Here is a 23,757-nt window from a genome sequence, read left to right on the forward strand (position 1 = left end):
ACATGCGCGGGCGACGGGACGACGACGTGTGGGACCTGCTGGTCATCGGCGGCGGGACGGCGGGGATGGTCGGCGCGAAGACCGCCGCGAGCCTCGGCGCGCGAGTGCTCCTCGTCGAGCGCGACCGCACCGGCGGGGACTGCCTGTGGACCGGCTGCGTCCCCTCCAAGGCGCTGCTCGCCGCCGCCGACGCCGCGGCGAGCGCCCGCGCGGCCGGCCGGTTCGGCGTGGACGTCGGCGAGGTGCGCGTCGACTTCGGGCGGGTGCGCAAGCACCTGCAGGCCGCCATCGAGCACATCCGGCCGGTCGACTCGGTCGAGGCGCTCGAGGCCGCCGGTGTCGCCGTCGCCACCGCCGACGCCGTGCTCACCGGCCCGGACACCGCCGAGGTCGGTGGCCGGACGGTCCGCTTCCGGTACGCCCTGCTGGCCACCGGCGCCGCCCCGCTGCTGCCGCCGATCGACGGGCTGGCCGACGCCGACCCGCTCACCAGCGAGACCGTCTGGGACCTGACCGAGCTGCCCGGGCGCCTCGCCGTCCTCGGCGGCGGCCCGATCGGCTGCGAGCTCGGCCAGGCGTTCGCCCGGCTGGGCTCGGCGGTCACCGTGGTCGACGCCGCCGACCGGCTGCTGTCCGGCGAGACCGAGGAGGCCTCCGCGCTGGTCACCGCCGCGCTGCGGCGCGACGGCGTCACCGTGCGGACCGGCGCCGGCGTCACCGCGGTCCGCGAGGGGGCACTGCGGCTGGCCGACGGGTCCGCTGTCCCCTTCGACCGGCTGCTGGTCGCCGTGGGCCGGAAGGCCCGCACCGACGGCTTGGGCTGCGAGACGGCCGGGGTCGGGCTGCGGGAGGACGGCACGGTCGTGGTGGACGGCGCCCTGCGGACGACGAACCCGCGGATCTGGGCAGCCGGCGACCTCACCGGGCACCCGCAGTTCACCCACACCGCCGGCGTGCACGGCAGCCTCGCCGCGGGCAACGCGGTGCTCGGCCTCACCCGGCAGGTCGACCCCGTCGTCCCGCGGGTCACCTACACCTCCCCCGAGGTGGCCTCGGTCGGCCTCGCCCCCGGCGAGGGGCACGGCGTGCAGCGGGTCGGCCACGGGTACGTCGACCGGGCGGTCGCGGAGGGTGAGACGGAGGGGTCCACCACGCTGGTGCTGGACCGGCGCCGCCGCATCGTGGGCGCCACCGTGGTCGGCCCCCGCGCCGGGGAGGTGCTCGGCGAGCTCACCCTCGCCGTCCGGAAGCGGATGACGACCAGCGACCTGGCCGGCACGACGCACGCCTACCCGACCTACAGCGGCGGAGCGTGGGACGCCGCGGTGGCCGACGTCCGCGCGCGGCTGGCCGGGCCGGTGCTGCGCCGGGTGCTCCGGGCCGTCGTCCGGCTGCGGGCTCAGCGCAGCGCGCGGTAGCCCGCCCGGATCCGGTGCGCGGCGCTGACCCCGACCAGCGCCGCCCATGCCCACGCCACGTGCTCGGCGTAGACCGGCAGCAGCAGCCACAGGCCGTGCGCGACGACGGTCTCGGTGCCCTCGGCCAGCCCGCCGAGGAAGGACAGCGATCGGCCGTCGTCCAGCTGCCGCCCGGCCTTCTCCGCGATCGAGGAGAAGGCCAGGAACGCCGCGCCGTTGACGTAGTACGCCAGCAGGACGGCGAGGAACGGCAGCCACGAGGCGCCGAAGCCGGCCGTCGCCCCGATCGCCACCCCGACGACGCCCGCGCCGTAGACGACGAAGTCGGCCGTGATGTCGAAGAAGCCGCCGGCGCCCGCGTCCGCCGGGTGCCCGGCCGCCCGGCGGCGGCGGGCCAGCGGGCCGTCCAGGCCGTCGGCCAGCCGGCAGGCCAGCCAGAGCACCAGCGCGGGCACCCACAGCTGCGCCGCGGCCGCGCCGGCGCTGGCCAGGCCGAGCACCAGGTTGGCCCCGGTCAGCCGGTCGGGGGTGATCGCGGGCCGGTCGAGCAGCGCCGCGGCGCGGGCCAGCGGCGCGTCGAGCAGGGCCCGGGCGGTCGAGTCGAGCACGGCACCTCCCGGCACGGACGGTCACGGCGGGTCTCCGCCGCGCGAGCTCCGGACCGATGGTGCACGATCCAGCGGGGCCGCACCGGGGCATCCGTTCGACCCGCCCGGATCGAAGGTCCCATGAGGCGGCCCGTCCGGCGTCCGCCGTCCCGACAGGAAGGCGGGCCCGGTGGCCGCAGGACGACGTCGTTCGATCACCGCGGGGGCCGCACTGCTCGCGCTCGCCGGCTGCGCCGCGCCCAGCAGCGAGGCGCCCGAGGCCGCCGACCGGCCGTGGGACGACGTGCTCGCCGAGGCCGACGGGCAGACCGTCGACCTGTGGATGTACGGCGGCGACGAGGCCGGCAACGCCTACGTCGACGACGTCCTGGCCCCCGCCGCCGCCGGGCTCGGGGTGACCGTCCGCCGCGTGCCGGTCGCCGACACCGGCGACGCGCTGGACCGCGTGCTCTCCGAGCGGCAGGCCGGGGTGACCGACGGCGAGGTCGACCTGGTCTGGGTCAACGGGGAGAACTACGCCACCGGCCGGCAGGCCGGCGCCTGGCTGTGCGACTGGGCGCTGGACCTGCCGAACCGGGAGCACACCGACCCCGACGACCCGCTGCTGGAGAACGACTTCGGCGTCCCGGTGGAGGGCTGCGAGTCGCCCTGGCACAAGGCCCAGTTCACCCTCGTCTACGACTCGGCGCGGGTGCCCGAGCCGCCGACGACGCTGGCGGGCGTGCTCGACTGGGCGCAGGCCAACCCCGGTCGTTTCACCTACCCCGCCCCGCCGGACTTCACCGGCTCGGTGTTCGTCCGGCAGGTGCTCAGCAGCGTCGCCGCCGGCCCCGGCGAGGTGCCGCTGGAGTACTCGCAGGAGGCCTACGACGAGTACGCACCGGCGCTGTTCGACCGGCTGGCCGAGCTCGACCCGGCGCTGTGGCGGGGCGGGGAGACCTACCCGCAGTCGCAGCAGGAGCTCGACCGGCTGTTCGCCGACGGCGAGGTCGACATGACCATGACCTACGGGCCGGCCACGCTCACCGACCTGGTCGCCGACGGCACCGTCCCCCCGACCACCCGGGTGCTGACGCTGGAGGAGGGCACCTTCGGCAACGCCAGCTTCCTGGCGATCCCCTCGACCTCGGGCGACGCGGCCGGCGCGCAGGTCGTCGCCGACCTCGCGCTGAGCCCGGAGCAGCAGGTGGCCAAGGCCGACCCGGGCACCTGGGGGCAGTTCACCGTCCTCGACCTCGAGCGGCTCGACGAGGCCGACCGCGCTGCCTTCGAGCAGCTGCCGGCCTCGCCGGTCGTGCCGCCGTACGAGGAGCTGTCGCAGAACGCCCAGGCCGAGCTGTCCGCCGACTGGGTCGGACCGCTGGACGAGGGGTGGCGCCGCTCCGTCCTCGCGCCGTGAGCACCCGGCAGCGGGCGGTCCTGCTGGTCCTCCCCGCCCTGGTACCGGTCGCGGCCGTCGTCGGCGCCGCGCTGGTCTCCGCCGTCCTGCTCAGCCTGGGCCTGACCCCGCTGGTCGGGCAGCCGGAGCTGTCGCTGGACGCCTGGCGGGCGGCCGCCGGCGACCTGGGGACGGCGACGCGGCTGTCGCTGGGCATCGCCGCGGCCGCCACCGTGCTCGCCGCCGGGGTCGGGCTGTGCCTGGCGCTGGCGGCGACCGCCGTCGTCCGCCGCAGCCGGCTGCTCGGCGCGCTGGCCGCGCTCACCATCCCGGTCCCCCACCTGGTCGGTGCCGCCGCCATCGGGCTGCTGCTGGCCGACAGCGGCTTCCTGCCGCGGCTGCTGGGCGTGGCCCCCGGCGACTGGCCCTCGCTGGTGGGTGGGCAGTGGTGGGTGGCGGTGGTCGCCGAGTACGCCTGGAAGGAGTCGGCGTTCGTCGCGCTCGTGGTGGGGAGCGTGCTGGCCTCGCGGGCGCGTTCCTACGACGAGACCGCCGCGCTGCTCGGCGCCGGCCGCTGGGCGCGGTTCCGGTACGTGACGCTGCCGCTGGCCGCCCCGGCGCTCGGCGTGGCCTCGGCGGTCACCTTCGTCTACACGCTGGGGTCCTACGAGGTCGCCGCGCTGCTCGGCCGGCCCTACCCCGAGCCGCTGCCGGTGATGGCCGTGCGGCTGGCCGGGTCCATCGACCTCGCCGTCCGCCCGCAGGCCGCCGCGGTCGCGGTGACCACCGCGGTGCTCGCGCTGGCCGCCGTCCTGCTCGCCCTGCGCGCGCTGCGGAGGCTGTCGGCGTGGGACTGAGAAAGGACCCGCGTGCCCCCCACCACTCGCACGCTCGCGGCGGGGCCCTGCACGCGGGCCATGCGGCGCTGGCCGCCTGGCTGGTGCTCCCCCTCGTCCCGCTGGTGCTGTGGGCGGCGGCCGACCGGTGGACCGCCCCCGCGGTGCTGCCCCAGGCCTGGGGGACGGCGGGGCTGCGGGACGCCGTCGACGCGGGTGCCGGGACCGGCTTCCTGCGCTCGACGGTGCTGGGCCTGGTCGTCGCGGCACTGGCCACCCCGCTGGGCGCGATGGCCGGGCGGGCGCTGGCCACCCACCGCGTGCCGCTGGGCGGTGCGGTGCTCGCCGTGCTGCTGTCCCCGCTGGTGCTGCCGCCGTTCGCCGTCGCCCTGGGTCTCGACGTGCTGCTGCTGCGGCTGGGGGTGCCCTCGCCGGTCGGCGTCGTCCTGCTGCTCACCGTGGCGGCGCTGCCGTACACGACCGTGCTGATGCGCGCGGCCTACGCCGCCCACGACCGCGGGTTCGAGGACGAGGCGCGCACCCTCGGCGCGACGGCGCGGCAGACGGTGTTCCACGTGCAACTGCCGCTGCTGGCCCCCGCGCTGGCCGGTGCGGCGTTCCTGGCCTTCCTGGTGGGCTGGAGCGACTACGTCGTCACCCTGCTCGTCGGCGGCGGGCAGCTGGTGACGCTGCCGCTGCTGGTGGCGTCGGCGGCCGCGGCGACGGGCAACGAGGCGCAGGTGGCCGTGCTGTCGCTGTCGTCGGTGCTGCCGCCGCTGGTGCTGCTGGTGGCGGTCGGCCTGGTCGGGCGGAGGGCACGGGCATGAGCGGCACCCTCGAGCTGCGCGGGCTGACCCGGGTGCACGCGGCCGGCCAGCCACCCGCGCTCGCCGGCTTCACCCTCGACGTCCCCGCCGGCTCCTGCGTCGCGGTGCTCGGGCCGTCGGGCTCGGGCAAGAGCACCGTGCTGCGGCTGACCGCGGGCCTCGACTCCCCGGACGGCGGCAGCGTGCTCCTGGACGGCCGCGACCTGGCCGGCGTCCCACCCGAGCGGCGCGGCATGGCGATGGTGTTCCAGCGGCCGCTGCTGTTCCCCCACCTGTCGGTCCGCGACAACGTCGCCTTCGCCGACCGGGTGCGCGGCGTGCCGCGGCGGCAGGCCCGGGAGCGGGCCGAGCACCACCTGGAGCTGGTCGCCCTGCGCGGCTACGGCGACCGGCCGGCCCGGGCGCTGTCCGGCGGGCAGGAGCAGCGGGTCGCCCTGGCCCGCGCGCTGGCCGCCGAGCCGCGGGTGCTGCTGCTCGACGAGCCGTTCAGCGCGCTGGACACCACGCTGCGCGAGGAGATGCACGACCTGCTGGCCGACCTGCGGGTGCGGCTGGACCCGACGGTCCTGCTGGTCACCCACGACCCCGCCGAGGCCGATGCGCTGGCCGACACGGTCGCGGTCCTCGACGGCGGCCGGCTGCAGCAGGCCGGGCCGATGCGCGAGCTCTACGCGGCGCCGGCGTCGCTGGCGGTGAGCCGGCTGCTGGGCGGGCGCACCGAGGTGCCTGGCACGGTGCGGGACGGCGTCCACTCCTCGGTGCTGGGGGCCCTCGCTGTCCCCCGCCCGGTGCCCGACGGGCCGGGAGTGCTCGTCGTCCGCCCCGAGGCGGTGCGGGTGACCTCGCCCGCGGACCCGGCCGCCGACGCCACCGGCACCGTCGTCCGGGTGCGGCGGCGCGGGCTGCGCGCGCTGGTCGCGGTGGAGGTGCCCGGGCCCGGCGGGGCGTCGGTCGAGGCCGAGCTCGCGACCGGGGAGGAGCTGCCGGCCGGGCGCACGGTCGGCCTGGTGCTGCCGGTGGCCGACCGCGCGGTGGTGCCGCCCGTGGACGGCACGCCGTCCGACGCGGCGAGATCGCCGATCTCGCACGGCTGAGCGGCCCCCAGCGTGCGAGATGGCCGATCTCGCCGGAGAGGTGCGATCAGACCACGGTGAGTGGCAGGAGCTTGCGCAGCTCGGCGTTCTCGCCGATGTCGAGCACCGAGTGCTGGGCGCAGGCGGGCACCAGCTCGCCGGTCTCCGGGTGCGCCATCGAGTAGGTGCAGGCCGCCAGCCGCTCCTGGGTGGCCCGCAGCTGCGGGTCCTCGGCGACGACGCCGCGGCGCATCATGTCCCAGGCCGGGCCCACGTGCTCGGCGTCCATGAAGCTGTGCACCTCGAAGGTCATCAGCCCGAGCTGCTTCCCCCGGGCGGCCCCGGCCAGCGCCCGCAGCCCGCCCACCCGGCGCAGCAGGCTCCGCGCCCAGCCCAGCGCCACACCGACGTCGCCCGGGTGGGAGCGCAGCACGCGCAGCACCTTGACCGCCAGCAGCACCGGCGGGGTGTTGCTGAAGGCGATGCCGCCGAAGTGGGCGAAGAAGGCGTCGCGGGCGCGGAGCTCGGCCTCGGAGCCCGGGTCGACGAAGGGGTGCCAGGCGCCGTGGGCGAGGAAGCCGAAGCCCAGCCGGTTGCATCTCGGGTCGCCGAACTCGACCGCCTGGTACGGCACCGTGCGGCCCAGACCAGCCTCCAGCTGCGCCCACACCGCGTCGACGTCCACCGCGGTGTAGGACTCCTTCCAGCGGCGGTCGTCGCCGACGTGCGCGGCCGGCTGGAAGCTCATCATCGAGTAGCCCATGGGCAGGACGGCGCGCACCGTCTCGGCCACCTGGTCGAGGTTGGCCGGCGTGACGGTCATGTTGTGGGCCAGGTAGGAGCGCAGCCCGGTCTCGGCCCGCAGGTCGCGGAACATCTGCACGAAGCGCTGCCGGAACGGGTGCAGCTCGGCCTCGCTCCGCGGGCGGACCGCGCCGCGGCGTCCGCGCATCAGCGAGTCGAAGTGCGCGGCGAAGCTCACCCGGTCCAGCCGCAGCCGGCCGTCGTCCCCCGTGACCAGGGCGCGCAGGTACTCCGGGTCGAAGTCGCCGTGGGTCATCGACATCGGCGAGCGGCCGTGCCGGCGCATCGTCAGCAGCGCCTCGGCGTGGTCGTCGGGGGCCAGCAGGCTGACCTCGCCGCCGATCAGCTGGGCGTGCGCGTAGGGGCCGCGGCGCTCGCGGGCGTAGGCCATCTGCGCGCCGACCTCGCGGACCGTGTGCGCGCCGTCGACGCGGACCTTGTTGGCGTCGGCCGAGTGGTAGCAGGGCGTGCAGGTCAGGTTGCACTTCGGGAAGACGCCGTGCGTGCCCTCGCAGCCGACCGCGTGCCGGCCCAGGCTCTGCGCCGGGGTGCGCACGTGCTCCGGCAGCACGGCCCACCGCTCGGCCAGCGCCCTCTCCGTCTCCGGGTGCACCGGCCGGGTCCGCTCCGCCAGCCGCCGCCACGCCGCCGCCAGGCGCCCGACCGGTCCGTCCGTCATGACAGGCATCCTCACCGCTGGTGTTCGACACGGCAGCTCCGGGCGGTTCACCGGCGCGGCGTGGCCGGACGGCGGCCGGGGTAGTCGGTCGGGCATGTCTGCGCCGTCCTCGTCCGGGTCCCCGTCGTCCGCCGCCGACGACGTCACGCTGACCTTCGGCGGGAACGCCACCATGCTGCTGCGGCTCGGCCCGTTCACCCTGCTGACCGACCCGAACTTCCTGCGCCGGGGCCAGCGCGCCTACCTCGGCAAGGGGCTGTGGGCCAAGCGGCTGACCGACCCCGCGCTGCAGCCGACCCAGCTGCCGGCGCTGGACTCCATCCTGCTGTCGCACCTGCACGCCGACCACTGGGACCGCATCGCCACCCGCACCCTCGACCGCGACACCCCTGTGCTCACGACGCAGGCCGCGGCCAGGGCGCTGGAGCGGCGGGGGTTCCGGGACACCGTCGACCTCACCCCCTGGCAGCGGCACGAGCTCACCCGGGACGGCGCCACGCTCCGAGTCACCTCGGTCCCCGGCGTGCACGGCCCCGAGCCGATCGCCCGGCTGCTGCCGCCGGTGATGGGCAGCGTGCTCGAGTTCGTGCGGGACGGCGAGGTCTCCTGGCGCGGCTACATCAGCGGCGACACCGTCTTCAAGCCGTGGCTCGGCGAGGTGCTGCAGCGCTGCGGGCCGCTGGACGTCGTCATCCCGCACCTCGGCGGCACCAAGGCGCTCGGGTTCACCGTGACCATGGACGGCCGGCAGGGCGCGGACCTGGTCGAGCTGCTGAAGCCACCGGTCACCGTGCCGGTGCACTACGACGACTACGACCGGTTCGCCTCGCCGCTGGGCGACTTCGTCCGCGAGGTGGCCGCCCGCCGCGCGCCCGGGGAGATCCGCCCCGTGACCCGCGGCGAGACGATCAGCCTGCGCGCGTGATCCTCCTGCCGATATCGCGACAAAGGCGGCGAGGGACGCGTCAGGCGCCGGCCAGGCGGGCCGCCCGCTTGCCGACGTCGGCGCGCAGGGCGTCGGCGTCCACCGTCGTGCAGACGCCGTCGCGCACCACCTGCCGCCCGCCGACCCAGGTGTCGCGGACCAGCCGCGAGGCGCCCGACCAGACCAGGTGGGTGAGCACGTCCGGCGGGCTGAGGACCGGCTCGAACAGCAGGTCGCCGGTGTCGACGTGGACCAGGTCCGCCCGGCGCCCGACGGCGAGCTGACCGAGGTCCGGCCGGCCGATCGCGTCGGCCGCCGCGCCGGTGGCCAGCCAGAACGCCTCGGCGGCGGTCAGCGCGGTGGCCGAGCCCTCCCGGAGCCGGGCCAGCCCCGCGGCCAGCCGGACGTCGGCGAGCAGGTCCAGCCCGTCGTTGGACGCCGGACCGTCGGTACCCAGCCCCACCCGGATCCCGCGGTCGAGCATCGCCCGCACCGGCGCGATCCCGCTGGCCAGCTTGGCGTTGCTCGCCGGGCAGTGCGCCACCGCGACGTCGTACTCCCGCCACAGCTCCAGGTCGCCGTCGTCCACGTGCACCGAGTGCGCGGCCAGCACCCGGCCGCCCAGGACGTCGTGCGCGGCCAGCAGCGCCGGCACCGACAGCCCGTGGGTGGCCAGCAGGTCCGCGCCCTCCGCGGCGGTCTCGGCGACGTGCAGGTGCAGCAGCAGGCCGTGCTCCCGGGCGGCGGCCGCGGCGTCGCGGAGCACCGGCAGGGGCAGCGTGTAGGCGGCGTGCGGGCCGATGCCGTACTCGACGGTGCCGTCCCCGGGCGAGGAGCCCGCCAACGTGACGGCGTCGCGCAGCTGCTCGGCCAGCGGCGGCATCCCCGGCAGCGGCAGCAGCGGGGTCGCGACGACGGCGCGGGCGCCGGTGCGGCCGACGGCGGCGGCGATCCGCGCCGGGGAGAAGTACATCTCGACGCTGGTGGTGACCCCGCCGCGCAGCATCTCCGCCGACGCCGCGGTCATCGCGACCTCGACGTCCTCCGGCGTCAGCCGGGCCTCCCGCGGCCAGATGACCTCGCGCAGCCAGCGGGCCAGCGGCAGCCCCTCGGCCTGCCCGCGGAACAGCACCATCGGCGCGTGCGAGTGGGTGTTGACCAGCCCCGGCAGCAGCACCCCCGGGACGGCGACCGGCTCCGCGTCCCCGGCGTCCGGCGCGTCGGCGGCCGGGCCGACCCAGGAGATCGTGCCGTCGTCGACGTCGACCACCGCGTCGGGCACGACGGTGCCGACCCGGTCCCCGACGACGACGGCCCGGGCGGTGAAGCGCTGGCGCATGGGTGGCGAACCTACCCCCGGCGCCTTCGGGTCCCGGTGCGAGCGCGCCGTTACCGTGGGGTGCATGTCGATCCTCGCCGCCGCGGCCTCCGACTCCGGCGGCATCACCGGCTTCCTGCTCGACCTGGTGGAGCGGCTCGGCGCCGTGGGCGTCGGCTTCGCCATCCTGCTGGAGACGGTCATCCCGCCCATCCCCAGCGAGGCGGTGCTCGGCCTGGCCGGGGTGCTGATCAACGACGGCCGGCTGTCCATCGTGCCGGTCGTCCTCTTCGCCACCCTCGGGTCGATCCTCGGCGCGGTCTTCTTCTACTACGTCGGCCGCGCACTGGGCCCGCGCCGCTCGCACGCCTTCCTCGACCGGCTGCCGCTGGTGGAGACCGCGGACGTGGACAAGACCTTCGCCTGGTTCGAGCGGCACGGGCGCTCGGCGGTGTTCTTCGGCCGCATGGTGCCGATCGTGCGGAGCTTCATCTCGGTGCCCGCCGGGGTCGTGCGGATGCCCTTCGGCCAGTTCGTCCTCTACTCCACGGCCGGCAGCCTGATCTGGAACAGCCTGCTGGTCGGCCTCGGGGTGGCCCTGGGTGACGTCGTCCACGAGTACCTGCAGTACTTCGACTACCTGATCGTCGCCGCCGTCGCGCTCGGCATCGGGTACCTGGTCTACAAGCGCTGGCACGACGTCCGCCGGCACCGGCGGGCCCGCCGGACCGCGGCTGCGACGTACGACGCCGACGACGCGGACCGCCGGTGAGCGCCGTCCGGCCCGAGGTCGTCGCCTTCGACGTCAACGAGACACTGCTCGACCTCGCCCCCGTGCGGGCCGCGCTGGTCGAGCTCGGGCAGCCCGCCGACCTGCTGACGGCGGTCTTCTCCCGGACCCTGCTCACCGGGTTCGCCGCCGCCACGGCGGGCACCTGGTGCCGCTTCCGGGACGCGTTCGACGCGGCCCTGGCCCAGACCACCGAGCTGGGGGACGACGACCGGGCGCAGGTCGCCGGCGCCTTCTTCCAGCTCGCCCCGCACCCCGACGTCGAGCCCGCGCTGCGCCGGCTGGTGGAGGGCGGCATCCGGGTGGTGACGCTGACCCACGGCTCCCCCGGCGTCGCCGAGGCGGGGCTGGAGCGCGGTGGCGTGGGGCCGCTGGTGGAGCGGTCGCTGTCCAGCGAGGTGATCCGGGCCTGGAAGCCGGCCCGCGAGGTCTACCTGTGGGCCGCCGGCGTCTGCGACGTCGAGCCGGCCCGCCTGGCCCTGGTCGCCGCGCACGGCTGGGACGTCCACGGCGCCCTGCGGGCCGGCCTGACCGCCGCCTGGTTCCCCCGCGCCGAGCGCGTCTACCCGGCCGTGTACGACCCCCCCGCGATCGTCGCCGGCGACCTGGCCGGCGCGGTCGACGCGCTGCTGGCCCTGCCCGCGCGGTGAGCCGGCAGGTCGACACCCCGCTCGGCCCGGCCCAGGTCACCGCCACCGAGCCGGACGGCGCCGTCGTCGGCACGCTGGTGCTCGGGCACGGGGCCGGCGGCGGCCTCGGGTCGGCCGACCTGGCGGCCGTCACCGCCGACGCGGCCGCGGCCGGCTGGCGGGTGCTGGGCGTCGAGCAGCCGTGGCGGGTCGCCGGCCGGCGGATCGCCCCCGCGCCGCCGCGGCTGGACGAGGGCTGGCGCGCGGTGCTCACCGCGCTCCGGGACGGCGGCCGGCTGACCGGCCCGCTGGTGCTCGGCGGGCGCAGCGCCGGGGCGCGGGTGGCGTGCCGGACGGCGGCCGAGCACCGTGCGGACGGCGTGCTGTGCCTGGCGTTCCCGCTGCACCCGCCGGGCCGCCCCGAGCGCAGCCGCGCCGGCGAGCTGACCGCCGTGGAGCTGCCGCTGGGCGTGGTGCAGGGCGAGACCGACGCGTTCGGCCGCCCCGAGGAGCTCGCGGCGGTGCTGACCGGACGGCCGGGCGCCTCGCTCTACGCCGTCCCCGGCGACCACGGGCTGACCCGCGCCCCCGACGTCGCCGCCCTGGCCGCCGTGGACTGGCTGGGCGGGGTCGCCGGGACGGTGCCCGGCGACCCCGCGCGCGTCAGCGGCGCCGGCGCCGCAGCACGAGGGTGACCACCAGCACCAGCACCGCGGCACCGGCCAGCGGGCCGGCGTAGCGGGTCAGCGCGGCCCCGCCGGCGACCTCGAGCAGGTCGATCGGCTCGGGCTCGGCCTGCGTGGGACCCGTCGGCCGAGCGGCGGGGGCAGCGGGGACCGTGGCGGGCGCGGCCGGGGCGGCGCTGGCGGCGATGGGAGCCGTGTCCGTCGCCCCCGGGGCCACCGCGGCGTCGGTGGTCGCCGCGGCGGTCTTCTTCGCCGCGGCCGCGGTCTTGCGGGCCTTCTCGGCCACCGCGTTGTCACCGGGCACCTGCTCGACGGAGGCGGCGACCTCCTCGGCGGCACCGGCCGCCGCGGCGGCGACCTTCTTCGCCGGGGCCTTCTTCGCCGGCGCGGGCGCCTCGGCGAGTCCCGCGTCCCCGGCACCGAGCTGGGCGGCCAGCTTGTCGGCGAACTGGCCGAGCAGCTTGTTGCCCACGTCGGTCATCACGCCGCGGCCGAACTGGGCCGGCCGGCCGGTGATGTTCAGGTCGGTCAGGACGTCGACCCGCGTGCTGTCGCCCTGGGCCTTCAGCTGGGCAGTGATGAGCGCGTTGGCGGTGCCGTTGCCGCGCTGGTCCTTGCCCCGGCCGTCGATGACCGCCTTGTAGGCCGACTCGTCCTTCTCGACGAACGACGCCTTGCCCTGGTAGGTCAGGTTGATCGGGCCGAGCTTGACCTTCACCCGGCCGGTGAAGTCGTCGCCGGTGACCGAGTCCAGGGCGGCACCGGGCATGCAGGGTGCGATCCGCTCGATGTCCAGCAGCACTCGCCAGGCTTCGTCGATCGGCACGGGGACGGTGAACGAGTTCTCCAACTGCACGGTGCTACCTCCGAGGGTGCGGAACGCGGCCGGCCCGCTCCCGCGCGGGAGCGGGCCGGCCGAGTCGGGCGCGGCCCCGTCCAGGGCACCGCCCCGAGCCTGCGAGGGGTGGGGAGGACGGGGTCCTTCAAGCTACAGCCCGGCGGCGGCGGTCACCGCCCGGCGAGTCAGCACCTGCACCAGGTGCTCGCGGTAGTCGGCCTGGGCGTTGAGGTCGCTGCTCGGGGCGGTCCCCTCGGCGGCCGACCGCGCCGCCTCGGCGATCGTCTCCGGGCTGGCCTGGGCCCCGGCCAGCGCGGCCTCGACGGCACTGGCCCGCAGCGGCGTCGCGCCCATGTTGGTCAGCCCGATCCGCGCCTCGGCGATGTGCCCGTCCTCCCGGCGGACGACCGCGGCCACCGCCACGATCGACCACGCCTGCGCCACGCGGTTGAACTTCTCGTAGCGCATGCCCCACTCACCGGCCAGCTTGGGGACGCGGATCTCGACGAGCAGCTCCCCCTCCTCCAGCGCGGTGGTCAGGTAGTCGACGAAGAACTCCGACGCCGGCACCGTCCGGCGCCCCCCGAGGCCGGCGATCACGAAGTCGGCGTCCAGGGCGAGGGCCACCGCCGGCAGGTCGCCGGCCGGGTCGGCGTGGGCCAGGGCCCCGCCGAAGGTGCCCCGCGCCCGCACCTGCCGGTCGGCCACCGTCTCGGTCGCCTCGGCGATGAGGGGTGCGTGCTGCAGCACCAGCGGGTCGGTCATGACGTCGTGGTGGGTCGTCATGGCCCCGATGACGATGGCGTCGCCGTCGTCCCGGACGCCGCGCAGCTCGGCGACCCGGGTCAGGTCGACCACCGTCTCCGGCGCGGCCAGCCGCAGCCGCATGACGGGGATCAGCGACTGGCCCCCGGCCATGATCTTGACGTCGTCCCCGCCCTCGGCGATGGCCTGCAGGGCCTCGTCGACGGTGCTGGGACGGGCGTACGCGAACGCAGCGGGAATCACCGGTCACCTCCGAGGGAGGACGCAGGGGTGGAGACGCCGGCGGTGCTCTCGGTCTGGGCCCCGCCGTAGGCGTTGGTGCCGGCGGTGGCGCGGTCGCCGCCGTCCCCGCCCTGGTGCAGTGCCCGCCAGACCCGTTCGGGGGTCAGCGGCATCCGGATGTCGCTGACCCCGAGGTGCCGGACGGCGTCCAGCGCGGCGTTGACGACCGCCGGGGTGCTGGCGATGCAGCCGGCCTCCCCGACGCCCTTCGCGCCGATCGGGTTGCCCGGCGCCGCGTGCACCGTGTTGCCGGTGTCGAAGTGCGGCAGGTCCGCCGCCGAGGGCACCAGGTAGTCGACGAAGCTGCCCGTGGTCAGGTTGCCGTCGGCGTCGTACACGGCCTCCTCGAACAGCGCCTGGGCGATGCCCTGGGCCAGCCCGCCGTGGACCTGCCCTTCGACGATCAGCGGGTTGACGATCGTCCCGATGTCGTCCACGCAGGCGTACTTGCGGATCTTCACCATGCCGGTCTCGGTGTCGACCTCCATGGCGCAGATGTGCGTGCCGTGCGGGAACGAGAAGTTCACCGGGTCGAACGTGGCGTCCGCGTCGATCGAGGGCTCGACGTCCTCGGGGTAGTTGTGCGCGGCGAAGACCGCCAGGGCGATCTCCTGGATGCCGAGCTCGGCCCCCGGCGTCCCGCGGACGGAGAACTTCCCGCCGCTGAACTCCAGGTCGTCCTCGCTGGCCTCCAGCAGGTGCGCGGCGATCTTCCGGGCCTTGGCGACGACCTTCTCGGCCGCCTTGACCACCGCGGTGCCGCCGACCACCAGGGACCGCGAGCCGTAGGTGTCCAGGCCGCGGGTGGAGATGGCGGTGTCGCCGTGCAGCACCTCGACGTCCTCGAAGGGGACGCCGAGCTCGTCGGCCACCAGCTGGCTCCACGCCGTCTCGTGGCCCTGCCCGTGGGGCGTGGACCCGGTGACGACCTCGACCTTGCCGGTGGGCAGCATCCGGATGGAGGCGTGCTCCCAGCCGCCGGCGCCGAAGGACAGCGAGCCCAGCACCCGGGACGGCGCCAGGCCGCACATCTCGGTGAACGTGGAGAAGCCGATGCCCAGCTGCACCGGGTCGTTCGACTCCCGGCGCCGCTGCTGCTCGGCGCGCAGCTCGTCGTAGCCGATGAGCTCCAGGGCCTGCTGGGTGGCGGTCTCGTAGTCGCCGCTGTCGTACTCCAGCCCGGCCACCGTGGTGAAGGGGAACTCCGCGGCGTTGATCCAGTTCTTCCGGCGCAGCTCGAGGGGGTCCATGCCCAGCTCGACGGCGAGCTCGTCCATGATCCGCTCGATGGCGAAGGTCGCCTCCGGCCGCCCGGCCCCGCGGTAGGCGTCGGTGGGCACCTTGTTGGTGAAGACGCCGTCGCACTCGAACCGGTAGGCGGGGAACTTGTAGATGGCCGGGAACATGAAGGCACCGAGCGCCGGCACGCCGGGCGTGATCAGCCGCAGGTAGGCGCCCATGTCGGCGAGCAGCCGAACGCGCAGACCCTTGACGTGGCCCTCGCGGTCGGCCGCGACGTCGATGTACTGGATCTGGTCGCGCCCGTGGTGGGCGGTCATCAGCGACTCGCTGCGGGTCTCGGTCCACTTGACCGGCTTGCCGAGCCGGCGGGCCAGCAGGAGGGCGATGACCTCCTCCGGGTTGACCTGCAGCTTCCCGCCGAAGCCGCCGCCGACGTCGGGGGCGATGATCCGCAGCTTGTGCTCCGGCACCCCGGTGACCGAGGCGAGCATGACCCGGAGGATGTGCGGCACCTGGGTCGCCGACCACATCGTGTAGTTGTCGCCCTGGGGCTGGACGACGACCGAGCGGGGCTCCATGAACGCCGGGATCAGCCGCTGGTTGACGAACCGGCGGCTGACGACCACCTCGGCGTCGGCGAACGCCTGCTCGGTGTCGGTCCCCGTGCCGGCCTCCCCGGCGTCGAAGACGAAGTGGTAGCTGGTGTTGGACTCGAGGTGGTCGTGGGTGAGCTGCGCGCCCTCGGCCACCGCCTCCTCCATGTCGAGGACGGGCGGCAGCACGTCGTAGTCGACGTCCACCAACTCGATGGCGTCGGCCGCGGCGGCCTTGCTCCGCGCGACGATCACCGCGACCGCCTCGCCGACGTGGTTGACCTCGTCCACGGCGATCGACGGGTGGCCCGGGTTGACCATGTCGGGGGTGACCGGCCAGGCGCAGGGGATGGAGCCCTGCTCGTCGGCGAGGTCCCGCCCGGTGTAGACGGCGACGACCCCGGGGGCCTGCTGGGCGGCGCTCACGTCGATCGCGGTGATCTTGGCGTGGGACACGGGGCTGCGGACGACGGCCAGGTGCAGCATGCCGGGAAGGACCATGTTGTCGGTCCACGTCGTCCGGCCGGTGATCAGCCGGGCGTCCTCCTTGCGGCGGCGGGCCTTGCCGACCTCGCGCTCCGGCGCGTCCGTTCCGGGCCGGTCCTCGACCGCGGTCACTGCTGGGCTCCCGCGACGTGCGGAGCGGCGGCGGTGTCGACCTCGGCCGGGGAGGCGTGCCCGTTGCCGCTGCCGCGCATCTCGCCGGCGGCCTGCTGCACCGCTCGGACGATGTTCTGGTAGCCGGTGCAGCGGCAGAGGTTGCCCTCGATGCCCTCGCGGACCTCGGTCTCGCTGGGGTCGGGGTTCTCCTTGAGCAGGTCGACCGAGGCCATGATCATCCCTGGCGTGCAGAACCCGCACTGCAGGCCGTGCATCTCGTGGAACGCCTTCTGCATCGGGTGCAGGCCGCCGCCCTCGGGTGCCAGCCCCTCGATGGTGGTCACCTCGCCACCGTCGGCCTGGACGGCCAGCACGGTGCAGGACTTCACGGCCGCGCCGTCCAGGTGGACGGTGCAGGCGCCGCAGTTGCTGGTGTCGCACCCGACGACGGTGCCGACCTTCCCGAGCTGTTCCCTCAGGTAGTGCACCAGCAGCGTCCGGGGCTCGACGTCGTCGGTGTACGTCACCCCGTCCACGCGCACGTTGATCTGGGTCACGGGTCCTCCGCTCCTCTGCAGGGGTCGTGTGGCTGCGGACACACAGCTCCGCTTGCCGCGAGTGTGTCGAGCACCACGTGACTTAGGCCACGCTAACCTCCGGACCACGTCGTCTCTGCGAGTCGCAGCAGCGGAAGAATCAGCGGTCCTACCTCCGCAGGAAGGAGCGATCAATGCGTTTCGACCCCGCAGGTGCGGCAGGAGGGCAACGTTGCAGGCGGGTTGCACGGCAGCCGGCCCGATGGGCCGGGACACCCGGGTGGAACCGCTCCAGGAACGTCGGCTTAGGTGAGCCTCACCTATTCGGAAGGATCCACATGTCTGTCCGCCCGTTCCTGCGCGGCGCCGCCCTGCTCGCCGCCACCGTCCTGGTCACCAGCTGCGGCTCCGGTGACACCGAGACCCCCGAGGACGCCGCCGCGTCGGGCAGCGGCTCGGCGTCCGGTGCCTTCCCGGTGACCGTCGAGACCGCCTTCGGTCCGGTGGAGGTCCCCCAGGAGCCCCAGCGGGTGGTCGCGCTCGGCTGGTCGGACGCCGAGACGGCGCTGGCGCTGGGCGTGCAGCCGGTGGGCGCCAGCGACTGGCTGGCCTTCGGCGGCGAGGGCGTCGGCCCGTGGGCCGAGGGGCTCTACGACGAGGCGCCGGAGATCATCGAGACGCTCGAGCCCAGCCTGGAGGCGGTCGCCGCGCTGGACCCCGACCTCATCCTCGACACCCGCTCCCCGGCCACCCAGGAGCGGTACGACGCGCTCAGCCAGATCGCCCCGACCATCGGTCAGCCGGAGGGCGTCGGCGCGTACCTGACCACCTGGCAGCAGCAGCTGGACCTGGTCGGCCAGGCGCTGGGCCGGGAGGAGCAGGCCGACGAGCTGCAGGCCGAGGTGGAGCAGCAGTTCGCCGAGGCCGCCGCGGCCCACCCGGAGTTCGAGGGCACCGAGGTCGCCGTCGGCGCCTACACGTCGGAGGGCTTCGGCGCCTACGTCCGCGGTGACACCCGCGTCGACTTCATGGAGGCGCTGGGCTTCACCAACAAGCCCGCGATCCAGGACCTCGCCGGGGAGAGCTTCTTCGTCTCGATCAGCGAGGAGCAGGTGCCGCTGCTCGACGCGCCGCTGACCGTCGTCTTCCCGATCTTCGTCGACGCCGCGCAGATCACCGGCAACCCGCTGTGGCAGTCGCTGCCCTCGGTGCAGCAGGGCAACGCCCTGGTGCTGGAGGACCCGACGCTGTCCAACGCCTTCTCCAGCGGCTCGGCCCTGGGCACGCAGTACGCCCTGGAGAACGCCGTCCCGCTGTTCGCGGAAACCCTCGGTTAGGCCTCCCTGCAGGGTCCCGCCGCGAGCTCGCGAGTGGTGGGGGGCAGGGAGGTCCTTCCTCGGGCCGGTGCGGGCGCCGTCCGCACCGGCCCGGTCCGCTCCTCCCTGCGGCGCAGCACCGCCGAGGCGGTGAGCGCCCCCAGCCCGACCGCGGCCAGCCCGGCGCCGACGACGGCCGGCGCGGTCCAGCCCAGGCCCGCGGCGATGACCAGCCCGCCGAGCCAGGCGCCCAGCGCGTTGGCCGCGTTGAGCGCCGAGTGGTTCAGCGCCGCACCGAGCATCTGCGCCTCGCCGGCGACCTCCATCAGCCGCAGCTGCAGCGTCACGACCAGCACCGAGGCGGCCCCCGACAGCAGGAACAGGGTGGCCAGCAGCCCGGGCGCCCAGCCGGCGACGACCGCGATCAGCCCCAGCAGCACCCCCGTGGCGAGCATGGCCCCGACCAGGGAGCGGAACAGCGCCCGGTCGGCGAGCCGGCCGCCGACCGCCGTCCCCAGGACGCCGCCCACGCCGTAGACCAGCAGCACCCACGGCACCGCGCCGCGCGCCAGCCCCGCCACCTCGGTGGACAGCGGCGAGACGTAGCTGTAGACGGCGAACATGCCGCCGAAACCCACGGTGGCGACCAGCAGGGTCAGCAGCACCTGGGGACGGCGCAGCGCGGTGAGCTCGGTCGCGACGGTGACGTCATCCCGCCCCGGCGTGGACGGCACGAACGCCAGCACCGCGAGCACCGTGGCCGCGGCGAGCACGACGACCGCCCAGTACGCCGCCCGCCAGCCCAGCTCCTGGCCCAGCCAGGTCGCCGCCGGCACGCCCGCCAGGTTGGCCACGGCGAGTCCCAGCATCACCGAGCTGACCGCCCTGCCCCGCAGCTCGGGCCGCACCAGCGAGGCGGCGACCAGCGAGGCCACCCCGAAGTAGGCGCCGTGCGGGAGGCCGCTGACGAAGCGGGCGACGAGCAGCGAGGGGTGGCCGGCGGCCAGCGCGCTGGCCAGGTTGCCGACCAGGAACGCGGCCATGAGGGCGACGAGCAGCCCGCGCCGCGGCAATCGGGCGCCCAGCGCGGCGATGACCGGCGCACCCATCACCACGCCCAGCGCGTAGGCGGAGATGACGTGGCCGGCGGTGGGGATGTCGACGCCCACGCCCTCGGCGATCTCGGGCAGCAGGCCGATCGTCACGAACTCCGTCGTCCCGAGGGCGAAGCCGCCCAGGGCGAGGGCGACGATCGCGGCGACGACCCGCCGGGCGCTGAGCAGGGGGACGCCGGACGGTGCGGAGGTCACGGAACAGCGGCAAGGCCTCTGCCCTCAGCCGCATTCCCGGCCCGGTGACGTGCTGGAATGGCCCTCCTGCAGGGGCCCGCCCCGAGCGACAGCGAGGGGTGGGGGGCAGGCGGGTCCTTACTGGAGCGGCCCGCGGGGGGTGCGGCGCAGGCGGTGCAGGTGCGCGGCGACGGCCGGCCGGCTCGGGGCGCCGGGCGGCAGGGTCTCCAAGCAGGCCTGCCACACCACGGCGTCGTCCTGGGCCTCGGGCAGCCGCGTGTAGCGCAGCAGCAGCTCCGGTCGGCGGCCGGCCAGCACCGCCTGCCGCAGGGCGGCGCCGAGGCGGTCGCGGGCGGCGACGACCCCCGGTGCCGACGAGCGGGGCAGCACGGCCCCGGGGTAGCGCTCCAGCGCCGGGCCGACGGCGCCGCGGGCGAGCAGCCGGCGCACCTGGTCCAGGTCGGTCTCCAGCGGGCCGGTGAGCCGGTAGGGCCGGGAGCCCAGCAGCTGCGCGCCGACCAGCCGGCGCAGCCGGGACAGCTCGGCGCGCACGGTGACCGCGGCCGCGTCGCCGGCGTGGCACTCGGCGGCCAGCTGCTCGGCCGTGCGCCCGCCCCCGCCGGCCGCCGCCTCGGCGAGCAGCAGCAGCAGCTCGGAGTGGCGCAGCGAGAGCTCCGCGGGGCCCGACGGGAGCACCAGCCGGGCGCGCTCGCGGCCGAGGACCTCCAGCTGCGGCGCCGGCCGGGCCGCCGGGCGCGGAGCCGGACGGACCGGGCGGGCGGCCTCCTCGCGGTGCAGCCAGCGCAGCTCGGACTCCACCGCGGCCACGGTGGCGCGGACCAGGGTGAGCACCTGCGGGCTGGCCACGTGGTCGCCGCCGGTCACGTCGATGGCACCGAGCAGCACGCCGGTGACCGGGTGGTGCACCGGCGCGGCCGAGCAGCTCCAGGGCTGCACCGGGCGCCGGTAGTGCTCGCTGCCGTAGATCTGGACGGCGTGGTCGAGGGCCAGCGCGGTACCCGGGGCGTTGGTGCCGGCGACATCCTCGGACCAGCACGCACCCTCGACGAAGTGCATGACCTCGGCCCGGGCACGCAGCTGCCGGTCGCCCTCGACCCACAGCATCCGGCCGTCGGCGTCGCTGACCGCGACGATCATCCGGTCGGCCTCGGCGTCCTCCACCAGCAGCCGGCGGATCACCGGCAGCACCGGCGCGAGCGGGTGCGCGGCGCGGTAGGCCAGAAGCTCGTCGTCCAGCAGGTCGACCGGCGGTGCGACGCCGTCGGGGTCGACGCCGCTGCCGAGGCTGCGCCGCCAGGAGTCCCAGACGACGGCGCGCACGGAGCCCGGCGCCGCGGGGCGGTCGGAGCGGGTGACGAGGGCTTCGTGGGCAGCGCGCAACCGCCCGGTGAGGGCCGGGTCGGGCAGGCCGTCGGGCAGCGCGACCCACGGGTTCAGCGTCGTCACGGCTCTGCCGTCATGTCACGGTCCGCGGGCTCGGGTCCATCGTCCGCCCATCGTGACCGCTCGCACGCGTTTCCACCAGGGAGCCGGTCGTGCGCAACCGTTCCGGGGGAGCCGCCGTCGGCGCAGGCCGGGCGGGCAGCAGCGCCCGCGGGTCGCGCGCCCGCAGCGCGCCGGCCCACAGCCCGGCGCCGTAGGCGAGGTCCTCGAGCCGGCGTCCGGCGGCGAAGCGCAGCGGCCCCACCTGCTGCCGGTGCGGCCACCAGGCCAGGACGGCGTCGGCGGCGGCGACCGCGGCGACCCCGCGCCGGGCACGGCGGGAGACCGCGGCGGCGCCCAGGGCCAGCGGCCAGTGGTGGCGGGTGACGCTGCGGGCCAGGGTCTTCCCCGCGGCGGCGCTGCCGCGCAGCACCAGGGCCGCGGCCAGCCCGAGGGGAGCGCGCCGGCCGGGGCGGGCGAGCCGGGGGGCCAGCCGGCCGGTCGCGACGGCGAGCACCGCGGCGGCGGCGAGCGCGCCGGAGCGGCGGCCGGTCAGCGCGAGCGCCCACGCGGCGGCCGACCACGGCGAGACCACCACGGGGGCGACCACACCGCCGTGCCGGGCGGCCAGCAGCGCGGCGCCGGTGCCGTAGAAGGCGCGGCGGCGCAGCCACTCGCCGGTGGACGACCGGTGCTCGTGGGCGACCTCGGCCGCCGGCTCGTAGCGCACCCGCCACCCGGCGGCGACCAGCCGCCACACCAGGTCGACGTCCTCGGCGACCCGCATGGCCTCGTCGAAGCCGTCGCCGAGCGCCTCGCGGCGGGCCACCAGCGCCGCGCTGGGCAGGTAGGACACCGCGGTCCCCGGGGCCACCGGCGCGGGGTGCGGCCCCATGTCGAGCGCGCTGACCGCGGCCTCGTACGGCTCCACCCAGCCGGTGCCCTCGGCCGGCAGCGCGGTGATCCGCGGCGCGACGACCGCCAGCCGGGGGTCGGCGGTGTGCCGGACCAGCGGCCCGGACCAGCCGGGCAGCGGGACGCAGTCGGAGTCGAGGAACGCGACCAGGTCGGTGGTGGCCGCGCGCAGGCCGGCGTTGCGGGCGGCGGCGGGCCCGCGGGCGGTCCCGTGCCGCAGCACGCAGGCGCCGTGCGCCGTCGCGCAGGCGGAGACGGCGGCCGGGTCGGCCGACCCGTCGTCCACCACGAGCACCGGGACGTCCGCGGTGTCCGGGTCGGCCCGCAGCGCGGCCAGCAGCCGGGCGAGCTCGGCCGGGCGGTCCCTGACCGGGACGACGACGGTGAGCTCCCCCGCCGGGCCGCCGTCGTGCTCCGGGCGGCCCTCGTGCTGCGGGTGACCCAGGCCGGCGTCGAGCAGCCGGGCGGCGAGCGCGGCCGTGGTGCTGTCGCGGACCAGGAGCCGGTCGTCGCGCAGCAGGTCGACGGCGCGGGGCGCGAGGCGGACCAGCCGCAGCGGCGACCCGCCGAGCAGCGTCGCGCCGTCGTCGAGGCGGCGGGTGCGGGGGTCCAGGCGGACGTCGGTGCCGTCGGGGAGCCGGTCGGGCGGGGGGATGGCGACCGTCGGCCCGGGTCGCCCGCTCATCCCTCGGCCAGCACCTCGGCGGTCGTGGTGACCTCGACCAGCGGCGCGTAGCAGGCGAGGATCCGCATCGTGTCGTCGTGGGCCTCGTCGGTCGCGCCGGCGCAGGCGTCGGAGACCACCCGCACCAGCAGCCCGGCGTCCGCGGCGGGCAGCACGGTCGAGAGCACGCAGCAGTCGGTGGCCACCCCGGCGACGGTGACCGGGCCGTCGCCGACCAGCTCGGCGACCGCGGGCACCCACTTGCCGAAGGTCGGGGCGTCGACGACGGGGAGGCCGCCCGGGTCCTCGGCGAGCTGGAACAGCGGGATGGCGTGCGCCTGGGTGAAGTAGTCGTACTTGGCGTAGTAGTCGGCCCACGCTCCGGTCGGCCGGTCGGGGACGACGAACCGGGTGAAGACGACGCGGTCGCCGAAGGCCTCGACCAGGGTGCGGATGCGCGGGCGGATCTCGTCGAACCGGGGCGTCGTCCACGGTGAGCCCGGGTCGCGGAACACCTCCTGGTAGTCGACGACGACCAGCCAGCCGGACGGGCTCCCCATGCCCGGACCATAACCCCGCGTGGCCGGACGGGTTCCGTCAGCCGCGGAGCCGCCCGGCGGGGTCGACGTCCCACCCCCGCACGGCGGCGGCCAGCCGCCCGGCCATGCCGGCCAGCAGCCGGGCGCCCTCCTCCGCCGACGCGCCGGCCGGGTCCCCGAGCACCCCGGTGGGGCTGACGGCGCGCACGCCGCCGGCGCGCAGCCGGGGCAGCAGCTCGGCGACCGGCGTGGTGTCGCCGGCGACCGCGCGGTCCTCCCGGACGGCACCCGGTTCCACGTGCAACATCACGGACGTCTCGGTGCGCCCGGCGTGCGCGTCGGCGCCGGCCACGCCGCAGGGGAACCAGGCGACGTCCCGCCCCTCGGTGCGCAGCTGCGAGCCGGCCGTCCGGAGGGCGTCCAGGTTGCCGCCGTGGCCGTTGACCAGGACGAGCCGGCCGGCCCAGCGGCAGGCCGAGCGGCCGTACTCCACGAGCAGCCCGGTGAGCGCCTCGGTGCCGATGGAGACCGTGCCGGGGAAGTCCTCGTGCTCGCCGCTGGCGCCGTAGGCGAGGGCCGGGGCGAGCAGGGCGCCGTCCAGGTCGCCGGCGGCGGCCTCGGCGACCGCGCAGGCGACGGTGGTGTCGGTGGCCAGCGGCAGGTGGTGGCCGTGCTGCTCGACGGCGCCGAGCGGCACCAGCAGCAGCGGGCGCTCGGGCAGGTCGGGCCAGGTGGCGCCGGCGAGCGAGGTCACCCGGTCGAGG

The 23,757-nt window shown here is 76.3% G+C and carries 22 protein-coding genes; 10 read left to right on the top strand and 12 right to left on the bottom strand.

All coding sequences use genetic code 11. The annotated features are described in order from the left end of the window. The first annotated feature begins 2 nt into the window (after positions 1–2). A complete protein-coding gene (locus BLR12_RS10900) occupies positions 3–1,418 on the top strand; it encodes a dihydrolipoyl dehydrogenase family protein (protein ID WP_091377512.1) in 1,416 nt (471 codons plus the stop codon). On the opposite strand, the gene BLR12_RS10905 is transcribed toward BLR12_RS10900, so the two are convergent. Continuing rightward, a complete protein-coding gene (locus tag BLR12_RS10905; protein WP_091377514.1) occupies positions 1,400–2,026 on the bottom strand; it encodes a CDP-alcohol phosphatidyltransferase family protein in 627 nt (208 codons plus the stop codon). The genes BLR12_RS10900 and BLR12_RS10905 overlap by 19 nt on opposite strands. A gap of 169 nt (positions 2,027–2,195) precedes the next feature. On the opposite strand from BLR12_RS10905, the gene BLR12_RS10910 reads away from it, so the two are divergent. Genes BLR12_RS10910 through BLR12_RS10925 form a run of 4 tightly spaced genes read left to right on the top strand, consistent with a single transcriptional unit; the run spans position 2,196 to position 6,161 of the window. Further along, positions 2,196–3,425: an ABC transporter substrate-binding protein gene (locus BLR12_RS10910; protein ID WP_091377517.1), complete on the top strand. Its 1,230-nt coding sequence runs from the start codon at positions 2,196–2,198 to the stop codon at positions 3,423–3,425. Continuing rightward, positions 3,422–4,261, top strand: a complete 840-nt coding sequence (locus BLR12_RS10915) for an ABC transporter permease (protein WP_218120624.1) — start codon at positions 3,422–3,424, stop codon at positions 4,259–4,261. The genes BLR12_RS10910 and BLR12_RS10915 overlap by 4 nt, the downstream gene beginning before the upstream one ends. After that, the gene (locus tag BLR12_RS10920; protein WP_255363422.1) at positions 4,252–5,067 is read left to right on the top strand and encodes an ABC transporter permease; all 816 of its coding nucleotides are present in this window, start codon (positions 4,252–4,254) and stop codon (positions 5,065–5,067) included. Before BLR12_RS10915 ends, BLR12_RS10920 begins: the two co-directional genes overlap by 10 nt. Further along, entirely contained in the window at positions 5,064–6,161 is a 1,098-nt protein-coding gene (locus BLR12_RS10925) for an ABC transporter ATP-binding protein (protein WP_091377520.1), read from the top strand. Before BLR12_RS10920 ends, BLR12_RS10925 begins: the two co-directional genes overlap by 4 nt. Positions 6,162–6,207: 46 nt before the next feature. Here BLR12_RS10925 and BLR12_RS10930 read toward each other — a convergent pair whose 3' ends face one another. Then, positions 6,208–7,623: a radical SAM domain-containing protein gene (locus BLR12_RS10930; protein ID WP_255363423.1), complete on the bottom strand. Its 1,416-nt coding sequence runs from the start codon at positions 7,621–7,623 to the stop codon at positions 6,208–6,210. Positions 7,624–7,717: 94 nt separating this feature from the next. Here BLR12_RS10930 and BLR12_RS10935 point away from each other — a divergent pair, with 94 nt between their 5' ends. Next, positions 7,718–8,548 carry an MBL fold metallo-hydrolase gene (locus BLR12_RS10935; RefSeq protein ID WP_091377525.1) on the top strand — a complete coding sequence of 277 codons (831 nt, stop codon included), beginning with the start codon at positions 7,718–7,720 and terminating at the stop codon, positions 8,546–8,548. A 40-nt stretch (positions 8,549–8,588) separates the two neighbouring features. Here BLR12_RS10935 and BLR12_RS10940 read toward each other — a convergent pair whose 3' ends face one another. Continuing rightward, complete coding sequence (locus tag BLR12_RS10940; protein WP_091377528.1) at positions 8,589–9,887, bottom strand: amidohydrolase family protein; 1,299 nt, start codon at positions 9,885–9,887, stop codon at positions 8,589–8,591. A 64-nt stretch (positions 9,888–9,951) separates the two neighbouring features. Between BLR12_RS10940 and BLR12_RS10945 the strand changes: the two genes are divergently transcribed. Genes BLR12_RS10945 through BLR12_RS10955 form a run of 3 tightly spaced genes read left to right on the top strand, consistent with a single transcriptional unit; the run spans position 9,952 to position 11,980 of the window. Further along, complete coding sequence (locus BLR12_RS10945; RefSeq protein WP_091378469.1) at positions 9,952–10,638, top strand: DedA family protein; 687 nt, start codon at positions 9,952–9,954, stop codon at positions 10,636–10,638. Continuing rightward, positions 10,635–11,306, top strand: a complete 672-nt coding sequence (locus BLR12_RS10950) for an HAD-IA family hydrolase (protein WP_091377530.1) — start codon at positions 10,635–10,637, stop codon at positions 11,304–11,306. The genes BLR12_RS10945 and BLR12_RS10950 overlap by 4 nt, the downstream gene beginning before the upstream one ends. After that, a complete protein-coding gene (locus BLR12_RS10955) occupies positions 11,303–11,980 on the top strand; it encodes an alpha/beta hydrolase family protein (protein WP_091377532.1) in 678 nt (225 codons plus the stop codon). Before BLR12_RS10950 ends, BLR12_RS10955 begins: the two co-directional genes overlap by 4 nt. On the opposite strand, the gene BLR12_RS10960 is transcribed toward BLR12_RS10955, so the two are convergent. From BLR12_RS10960 to BLR12_RS10975, 4 genes are all read right to left on the bottom strand, one after another. Then, positions 11,949–12,827, bottom strand: coding sequence for an SRPBCC family protein (locus BLR12_RS10960; protein ID WP_091377535.1), 879 nt, complete (start codon positions 12,825–12,827; stop codon positions 11,949–11,951). The genes BLR12_RS10955 and BLR12_RS10960 overlap by 32 nt on opposite strands. Before the next feature lie 132 nt (positions 12,828–12,959). Continuing rightward, positions 12,960–13,817, bottom strand: a complete 858-nt coding sequence (locus tag BLR12_RS10965) for an FAD binding domain-containing protein (protein ID WP_091377537.1) — start codon at positions 13,815–13,817, stop codon at positions 12,960–12,962. Continuing rightward, positions 13,814–16,309 carry a xanthine dehydrogenase family protein molybdopterin-binding subunit gene (locus BLR12_RS10970; RefSeq protein ID WP_091377541.1) on the bottom strand — a complete coding sequence of 832 codons (2,496 nt, stop codon included), beginning with the start codon at positions 16,307–16,309 and terminating at the stop codon, positions 13,814–13,816. Before BLR12_RS10970 ends, BLR12_RS10965 begins: the two co-directional genes overlap by 4 nt. Beyond that, entirely contained in the window at positions 16,306–16,848 is a 543-nt protein-coding gene (locus BLR12_RS10975; RefSeq protein ID WP_091377543.1) for a (2Fe-2S)-binding protein, read from the bottom strand. Before BLR12_RS10975 ends, BLR12_RS10970 begins: the two co-directional genes overlap by 4 nt. 317 nt (positions 16,849–17,165) lie before the next feature. Here BLR12_RS10975 and BLR12_RS10980 point away from each other — a divergent pair, with 317 nt between their 5' ends. Next, on the top strand, positions 17,166–18,164 hold the full coding sequence (locus BLR12_RS10980; RefSeq protein WP_091377548.1) for an iron-siderophore ABC transporter substrate-binding protein: 999 nt from the start codon (positions 17,166–17,168) through the stop codon (positions 18,162–18,164). Here the strand turns inward: BLR12_RS10980 and BLR12_RS10985 are convergent. The 5 genes from BLR12_RS10985 to mftE all read right to left on the bottom strand — a co-directional run bounded on the left by BLR12_RS10985 (position 18,161) and on the right by mftE (position 23,747). Beyond that, the gene (locus tag BLR12_RS10985) at positions 18,161–19,453 is read right to left on the bottom strand and encodes an MFS transporter (protein ID WP_091377551.1); all 1,293 of its coding nucleotides are present in this window, start codon (positions 19,451–19,453) and stop codon (positions 18,161–18,163) included. The genes BLR12_RS10980 and BLR12_RS10985 overlap by 4 nt on opposite strands. A 117-nt stretch (positions 19,454–19,570) precedes the next feature. Continuing rightward, positions 19,571–20,899, bottom strand: coding sequence for a GAF domain-containing protein (locus tag BLR12_RS10990; protein WP_255363424.1), 1,329 nt, complete (start codon positions 20,897–20,899; stop codon positions 19,571–19,573). Positions 20,900–20,909: 10 nt separating this feature from the next. Next, complete coding sequence (mftF, locus tag BLR12_RS10995) at positions 20,910–22,475, bottom strand: mycofactocin biosynthesis glycosyltransferase MftF (protein ID WP_091377554.1); 1,566 nt, start codon at positions 22,473–22,475, stop codon at positions 20,910–20,912. Further along, positions 22,472–23,014 (bottom strand): cysteine hydrolase family protein, encoded by a 543-nt coding sequence (locus BLR12_RS11000; RefSeq protein WP_091377556.1) that lies wholly within the window; start codon positions 23,012–23,014, stop codon positions 22,472–22,474. Before BLR12_RS11000 ends, mftF begins: the two co-directional genes overlap by 4 nt. Before the next feature lie 37 nt (positions 23,015–23,051). Further along, positions 23,052–23,747 carry a mycofactocin biosynthesis peptidyl-dipeptidase MftE gene (mftE, locus tag BLR12_RS11005; RefSeq protein WP_091377559.1) on the bottom strand — a complete coding sequence of 232 codons (696 nt, stop codon included), beginning with the start codon at positions 23,745–23,747 and terminating at the stop codon, positions 23,052–23,054. Between the last annotated feature and the right edge of the window lie 10 nt (positions 23,748–23,757).

The sequence above is a fragment of the Geodermatophilus sp. DSM 45219 genome (assembly GCF_900104025.1).
Lineage (GTDB): Bacteria > Actinomycetota > Actinomycetes > Mycobacteriales > Geodermatophilaceae > Geodermatophilus.